Here is a 7,563-nt window from a genome sequence, read left to right on the forward strand (position 1 = left end):
GCGGTTCGCCGGCCCCGCTGCAGAGGACATGCCCGGGGAGCGTTGAATTTGCACGCCGGCGCAGAATCGATTTGTTACAAATTCGGACTGGCAGGACCGCTGTACCCACGCGGCACAGCGCCGAGCAGCCGGCGCGTGTAGTCCTCGCGCGGTGCCCGGATGAGATCGAGCGTGGCCGCCTGCTCGACGACGTCGCCGTTCTGCATGACCAGCACCTCGTCCGAGATGAACTTCACCACGGCCAGGTCGTGGCTGATGAAGATGTAACTGAGCCCGAACTCATCCTGCAGGTCCTTCAGCAGGTTGAGCACCTGGGCCTGCACCGACACGTCCAGGGCCGACACGGCCTCGTCCAGCACCAGGACCTCGGGCTGCAGCGTCAGGCAGCGCGCAATGGCAATGCGCTGGCGCTGGCCGCCCGAGAACTCGTGCGGGTACTTGGCCATCGCGGTCTCATCCAGGCCCACCTTCTTCAGCAGCGCCACGGCGCGCGCCTCGCGCTCGGCCGCGTTCGCGCCGATGCCGTGGATCTCCATCGGCTCGCGCAGCGTCTGCCCGATGGTGAAGCGCGGGTTCAGCGAGGCATAGGGATTCTGGAACACGACCTGGATGCGGCGACGCATCTGCTGCCAGTCGGCGCCGCTCATCTTGAGCAGGTCGCGGCCCTCGAACAGCACCTGGCCGCCGGTGGGCTCATGCAGACGCAGCAGCGTCAGGCCCATCGTCGTCTTGCCCGAGCCGGACTCACCGACGACGCCCAGCGTGTGGCCCTTGCGCAGCTTGAAGTTCACGCCCTTGACGGCCTTGAACTCGCGCTTGCCGAACAGGCCCTGCTTCAGCCAGAAGCTTTTCTGCAGGCGGGTCACCTCCAGCACGACGGGCGCATCCGCATCCTTGGCCTTGAGCACGGTGGACGCGGCGCGGCCGGCGATGTGGTCGTCGATGACCATCAGTCGCGCCGGGTTCTCCGTCAGCGACGGCCGGCAGGCCAGCAAGGCCTTGGTGTAGGCGTCCTGCGGGTCGTTGAAGATCTGCGCCACCGGCGCGTTCTCGCGCACCTGGCCGTGGCGCATGACAACGACCTGATCCGAGATCTCGCCGACGACGCCGAGGTCGTGCGAGATGAACAGCAGGCTCATCTTGTGCGACTCCTTGAGCCGCGCCATCAACTCCATGACCTGGCGCTGGATCGTCACGTCCAGCGCCGTCGTGGGTTCGTCGGCGATCAGCAGCTTGGGCGCGCAGGCCAGGGCCACGGCGATCATGACGCGCTGCTGCTGTCCACCCGACATCTCGTGCGGGTAGGCCGACAGACGCCGCTTGGGCTCGGGGATGCCGACCTCGTGCAGCAGCTCTTCGGCGCGCACGAGAGCCTGGCGACGGCTCATGCCCATGTGCTTCATCAGCGGCTCGCAGATCTGCGCGGCGACGTTGAAGACCGGGTTCAGCGAACTCATCGGGTCCTGGAAGACGCAGGCGATGTCCTTGCCACGGATGCCCTGCAGCTCCCTCGTGCCGGCCTGCAGCAGATCGCGGTCCTGGAACAGCACGCGGCCCTCGCGCTCGGCATTGCTGGGCAGCAGGTTGAGGATGGACATGGCCGTCACGCTCTTGCCCGAGCCGGACTCGCCGACCAGCGCCACCGTGCTGTTTTGCGGCACGTCGAAGCTGACGCCCTTGACGGCCAGCTGGCGTTGCATGACGCCATCGACCTTGCCCATGCGGAAGGCGACCTTGAGGTCCTGGATGCTCAACAGCATGGCTTTACTCCAACCCGCGCAGCTTGGGGTCCAAGGCATCGCGCAGCGCATCGGTGAACAGCGCGAACGCGGTGACGAAGACGGCCATGCAGGCCGTCACGGCGGCGAGCTGCCACCAGTAGCCGAGGATCATCTCGTTCTGCGCCTCGGCCAGCATCGTGCCCCAGCTGACCTGGTCGACGCCGACGCCCAGGCCCAGATAGCTCAGGATGACCTCGCTCTTGATGAAGCTGACGACGTGCAGCGACAGCTGCACCAGCGCCACGTGCGACACGTTGGGCAGGATGTGCTTGAACATGCGCGACCACTGGCTGGCGCCGATCGCTTCGGCCGAGCGCACGTACTCGCGCACGCGGTGCTTGATGAACTCGGCGCGGATCAGGCGGTAGATGCCGGTCCAGCCGGTCAACGCCAGAATGGCCACGATGGCTCCCATGCCGCGCGGGAAGATGGCCGCGAAGGCGAAGATCAGCAAGATGCTGGGGATGGCCGTGAACACGTTGTAGACCCACTCCAGCAGGTCGCCGACCCGGCCGCCGAAGAAGCCCGACACGGCACCCAGCACCGTGCCGATCAGCGTCGCGACCAGCGCCGCCGCCAGACCCACGACGATGGAGACCTCGGCGCCCTTGATGACCTTGGCCAGCACGTCACGACCCAGCCGGTCTCCGCCCAGGGGCAAGGTCTCGGCCTTGGGAGCCTCGTCGGTCTTGAAGGCCTTGGCGCGCTCCGCCCACTCGCTGTATCGCGGCGCCAGCGGATCGATGTCGGACAGGTCGACGTTGGGCCCCTTGGGCGCGACGATGGTGCCGGTGTCTTCCGGGGGCTGCGGTCCCAGCAGGGTGGGCGGTGCATTCGGCACACCCACCTCCTGTTGCCATCCTGAGGCGATCACGTTGGCGGCGGCCAGCAGCACCAGGACGAGAAACGCGCCGACGACCCACATCGAGACAACGCCGACACGGTCAGTGCGCAGGCGCCGCCAGGAGGCCGCCCAGACGCCGCCGCTCGACGCGGCGGCCCGGACCGGGGCGGAGGAGGAAGTAGAAGTAACGGCGCTCATTTCAGGACCACACGCGGGTCGACCAGCTTGTAGAGCAGGTCGACGAGGAGGTTGACCGTCATCGTCAGCGCGGCGAGGTAGATCGCAAAGGCCTGAATGACGGGGTAGTCGCCGCGGTTCACGGCCAACAGCAGTTCACGGCCAAGGCCGGGAATGGAGAAGAACACTTCGATGAGGAAGCTGCCCACCAGCACGCCTGGCAGCAGCACCGAGACGTTGGTCAGGATGGGGATCATCGCGTTGCGCAGCACGTGCTTGAGCAGCACGGTGCGCTCGGTCATGCCCTTTGCGCGCGCGGTGCGCACGTAGTCGTGGCCGATCTCGTCGAGGAAGAAGCTGCGGTACAGGCGGATCTGCGGCGCCATCGACACCGCGACCGCCACCAGCACCGGCAGCGGCGCATAGGTCGTCAGGTTGGTCCAGTGGTTGCCCGTCCAGCCCTGCACGGGGAACCAGCCGAGGCGGAAGGCGAACACGTACTGCGCCAGGATCACGTAGACCAGCAGCGAAACGGACACGGCCACCGTCGTGCAGACCATCACCGCGCGGTCCGTCAGGCTGCCGCGCACGGTGGCCACGGCCAGCGCGAAGGGGATGGCCAGCAGCACCTCGAGGATGAGGATGGGCAGCGTCACCGTCAGCGTGGCCGGCAGCCGCGTCGCGAACAGGTTGGCCACCGACTCGTTGGTCGCCCAGCTCTTGCCCCAGTCGAACGTCACGATCTGCTGAATGAAGATCCACAGCTGTTCCCAGACCGGCTTGTTCAGGCCGAGCTGCTCGCGGATGGATTCGATCTGCTCCGGGCTCGCATTCAGGCCGCCGAGGATGATGGCCGGGTCGCTGCCGAAATACTTGAAGAGGAAAAACACCAGCAGCACGACACCGAGCAGGGTCGGGATCATCTGCCACAGGCGTCGGATGAGATAGGCCGCCATTCAGGACTCCAGCGGGGCTCCAGAAATTGCAAACCCCGCCGTGGATGCGGGGTTGCACGAAGAAACGGGCCGGAGTCTATGCGAGGCGACTTCCGCCTTGCCCTGACGGTTTCACTAGACTGCGCCCTTCGTTCGAGTCTGCGCCCCCCGTGATGAAGCTTCTCCCCCTGTTGACCGGCCTGCTGCTGGCCGGCGCACTGCATGCGGCCAACGCCCAGAATCCTTCGCAGGAGAAGGTGCTGCGCTATGCGTTCAAGATCGCCGAGACCGGCTTTGACCCGGTGCAGATCACCGACGCGTACTCCAAAGCCATCGTCGCCGGCATCCTGGATGCACCACTGGAGTACGACTTCGGCGCCCGCCCCTTCAAGCTTCGTCCGGCCACGCTGAGCGAGATGCCGGAGATCAGCGCCGACTTCAAGACCATCACGATGAAGGTCCGGCCCGGCATCTACTTCTCCGACGATCCGGCCTTCAAGGGCCAGAAGCGCGAACTGACCGCCGCCGACTACGTCTACTCCGTCAAGCGCCACTACGACCCCAAGCTGAAGAGCGGCAACCTCTACCTGCTCGAGAACGTCCGGATCCTGGGCCTGTCGGAGCTGCGTACCGCGCTGATGAAGGCCAAGAAGCCCTTCGACTACGACCGCGAGGTCGAGGGCCTGAGGACGCTGGACCGCTACACCTTCCAGCTCAAGCTGGGCGTCGGCGACCCGCGCTTCGTCCAGCAGTTCGCCGATGCAGGCTTCCTCGGCGCGGTCGCGCGCGAGGTCGTCGAGTTCTATGGCGACAAGATCATGGAGCACCCGGTCGGCACCAATGCCTGGCGGTTGGCAGACTGGCGGCGCAGTTCGCGCGTCGTGCTCGAGAAGAACCCGAACTACCGTGACGAGCGCTACGCCGAGGTGGCACCGCCCGACGCCAGCCCCCAGCTCAAGGCCGAGGTGGCCGCGCTGCAGGGCCGCAAGCTGCCGCTGGTGGACCGCGTCGTCATCGACATCATCGAGGAGGCCCAGCCACGCTGGCTGTCCTTCCTGCGCGGCGAGGCCGATGTCATCGAGGAGGTGCCCATCGACTTCGCCGGCATCGCCATGCCCGGCGGCCACCTGGCCCCCAACCTCGTCAAGCAGGGCATCACGATGACGCGCTATCCGCGCGCCGACATCTCGCTGAGCTACTTCAACATGGAGGATCCGGTCGTCGGCGGCTACACGCCCGAGAAGATCGCGCTGCGCCGGGCGATCAACCTGGCCGTGGACCTGGACAAGGAGATCCGCCTGGTGCGCCGCGGCCAGGCCATCATGAGCCAGGGGCCCATCCCGCCCGTGGCGTTCGGACATGATCCGACGTTCAAGTCCGAGATGACCGAGTTCAACCTGGCCAAGGCCAAGGCGCTGCTGGACATGTACGGCTACAAGGACCGCAATGGCGACGGCTGGCGAGAGCAGCCTGACGGCAAGCCGCTGGTCATCGAGTACTCGACGCTGGCTGACGGCGAGCGCCGGCAGCTGGCCGAGCAGTGGCAAAAGAACATGGCGGCGCTGGGCATTCGCATGACCTTCAAGATCGGCAAGTTCCCCGAACAGCTCAAGGCCGCCAACGCCGGCAAGCTTCAGATGTGGGGCGTCGGCTGGGTCGGCACGACACCCGACGGCGACACCTTCCTCGCGCTGGGCTCCAGTGCGGCCAGTGGCAAGGCCAACAAGCCGCGCTTCGAGCTGCCGGCCTTCGACGCCATCTACGAAAAGCAGAAGACCCTGCCCGACGGCCCCGAACGCCAGGCTCTGATGACCGAGGGCCAGCGCCTGCTCATCGCCTACGCGCCGTACAAGTTCCACGTCCACCGCATCTGGACAGACATGGCACAGCCCTGGGTCAAGGGCTACAGCCGCAACATCTTCGTGCGCGACTTTTGGAAGTACGTGGACATTGATCCCTCCGCCCTGCCGCAGGCCAATTGATGAAGCAACTCTTCGCCGCCCTCGCCGTCTGCTCCGCGCTGCTCGCGCCCGCCCAGGCGGCCGAGCCCGTGAAGACCTTTCGCTATGCCTTCCAGGTCGCCGAGACGGGCTTCGACCCCGTGCGCCTGTCGGACATCTACTCGCGCACGCTGACCGCCCACATCTTCGAGGCGCTCTACACCTACGACCCGCTGGCGCGGCCGACAAAGATCGTGCCGCTGCTCGCCGCAGCCGACCCCGAGATCAGCGCCGACTACAAGACTTTCACGATCAAGGTGCGCCCTGGCATCTACTTCGCCGACGACCCGGCCTTCAAGGGGAAGAAGCGCGAGGTCACGGCCCAGGATTTCGTCTACAGCATCAAGCGCTACGCCGACCCGGCCAACAACGCCCAGGGGTGGATCAGCTACGAGGACGCCGGCCTCGTCGGGCTGGGCGAACTGCGCGACAAGGTCATCAAGTCCAAGCAAGCCTTTCCCTACGACACCGAGGTGGCGGGCGTGAGGGCGCTGGACCGGTACACGCTGCAGGTCAAGACGATCGAGGCCCGCCCCCGCCTCATCGAGTCCATCTTCGCCGGCAACGACCTCTACGGCGCGGTCGCACGCGAAGTCGTCGAGTTCTATGGCGACAAGATCATGGAGCACCCGGTCGGCACAGGCCCCTTCGTGCTGAAGGAATGGCGGCGGAGTTCGCAGATCGTCTTCGAGCGCAACCCGAGCTACCGCGAGCGCACCTACGAGGCCTTCCCTGCGCCGGACGATGCCGAAGCACAGGCCATCTACGCCCGGTTCAAGGGGCGGCGCATCCCGCTGGTCGACCGCGTCGTCGTCGACGTCATCGTCGAGCGCCAACCGCGCTGGCTGGCCTATCTGCGCGGCGAGCACGACTTCATCGAACGCGTGCCCGAGGAGTTCATCACCCAGGCCGCGCCGGGTGGACATCTCGCGCCCAACCTCGCCAAGCAGGGCATGAAGGCGCTGTTCACGCTGGCTCCCGACATGCTGCTGACCTGTTTCAACATGGACGACCCGGTCGTCGGCGGCTACACGCCCGACAAGGTGGCGCTGCGCAGGGCCATCTCGCTGGCCTACGACGTGCGCAAGGAGATCCTGCTGGCCCGCCGCGGTCAGGGCGTGCCGGCCCAGGCGCCCATCGTGCCGCACACCAGCGGCTACGACGCCACGTTCAAGAGCGAGATGAGCGACTACGACCCGGCACGCGCCAAGGCGCTGCTCGACATGTACGGCTACGTCGACAAGGACGGCGACGGCTGGCGCGACATGCCCGACGGCAGCCCGCTCGTGCTGACGCGCAACACCGAGCCCAATTCGCTGAGCCGCTCCATCGACGAGCTTTGGGACAAGGCGCTGAGCGCCATCGGCATCCGGCTGCGGATGAAGATCCAGCAATGGCCCGAGAACTTGAAGGCTGCCCAGGCCGGCAACTTCCAGATGTGGCCGGTGGGCTCCACGGCGGCGCAGCCCGACGGTCAGGGCGCGCTGCAGCGCCTGTACGGCCCGGCCTCCGGCACGCAAAACCTGCCCCGCTTCAAGGACGCGCGCTTCGACGCGATCTACGAGCGCATGCAGGCCATGCCCGACAGTCCGGAGCGCGAAGCCCTGTTCAAGGAGGCCAAGCGCATCGCCATCACCTACATGCCCTACAAGGTGCATGCGCACCGCATCCTCACCGACATCGAGCAGCCCTGGATGAACGGCTACCGTCGACCGCTGTTCTGGCTGGACTTCTGGCAGTACGTCGACGTCGACCCGACCAAGCAGCCTGTCCGCTGATTTCCGAGGCCGCATCCCATTGATTCGACCGCCTGTCGCAAGCGACTC

General features: G+C 66.4%; 5 protein-coding genes. 2 read left to right on the top strand and 3 right to left on the bottom strand.

Annotated features, from left to right (window positions below; all coding sequences use genetic code 11):
• Positions 1-74: 74 nt before the first annotated feature.
• From VGF12_RS08110 to VGF12_RS08120, 3 genes are read right to left on the bottom strand one after another with little or no spacing between them, the layout of a single operon-like run.
• Entirely contained in the window at positions 75-1,760 is a 1,686-nt protein-coding gene (locus tag VGF12_RS08110; RefSeq protein ID WP_331175529.1) for a dipeptide ABC transporter ATP-binding protein, read from the bottom strand.
• A 4-nt stretch (positions 1,761-1,764) separates the two neighbouring features.
• Positions 1,765-2,823 (bottom strand): ABC transporter permease, encoded by a 1,059-nt coding sequence (locus tag VGF12_RS08115; protein ID WP_331175530.1) that lies wholly within the window; start codon positions 2,821-2,823, stop codon positions 1,765-1,767.
• Positions 2,820-3,758 carry an ABC transporter permease gene (locus tag VGF12_RS08120; protein WP_331175531.1) on the bottom strand — a complete coding sequence of 313 codons (939 nt, stop codon included), beginning with the start codon at positions 3,756-3,758 and terminating at the stop codon, positions 2,820-2,822. The genes VGF12_RS08115 and VGF12_RS08120 overlap by 4 nt, the downstream gene beginning before the upstream one ends.
• Before the next feature lie 152 nt (positions 3,759-3,910).
• Between VGF12_RS08120 and VGF12_RS08125 the strand changes: the two genes are divergently transcribed.
• Together VGF12_RS08125 and VGF12_RS08130 are read left to right on the top strand one after the other, a co-directional pair.
• Positions 3,911-5,719: an ABC transporter substrate-binding protein gene (locus VGF12_RS08125; RefSeq protein ID WP_331175532.1), complete on the top strand. Its 1,809-nt coding sequence runs from the start codon at positions 3,911-3,913 to the stop codon at positions 5,717-5,719.
• Positions 5,719-7,515, top strand: coding sequence for an ABC transporter substrate-binding protein (locus VGF12_RS08130; protein WP_331175533.1), 1,797 nt, complete (start codon positions 5,719-5,721; stop codon positions 7,513-7,515). Before VGF12_RS08125 ends, VGF12_RS08130 begins: the two co-directional genes overlap by 1 nt.
• Positions 7,516-7,563 lie beyond the last annotated feature (48 nt).

Source organism: Roseateles sp. (genome assembly GCF_036404855.1).
Lineage (GTDB): Bacteria > Pseudomonadota > Gammaproteobacteria > Burkholderiales > Burkholderiaceae_C > Pelomonas.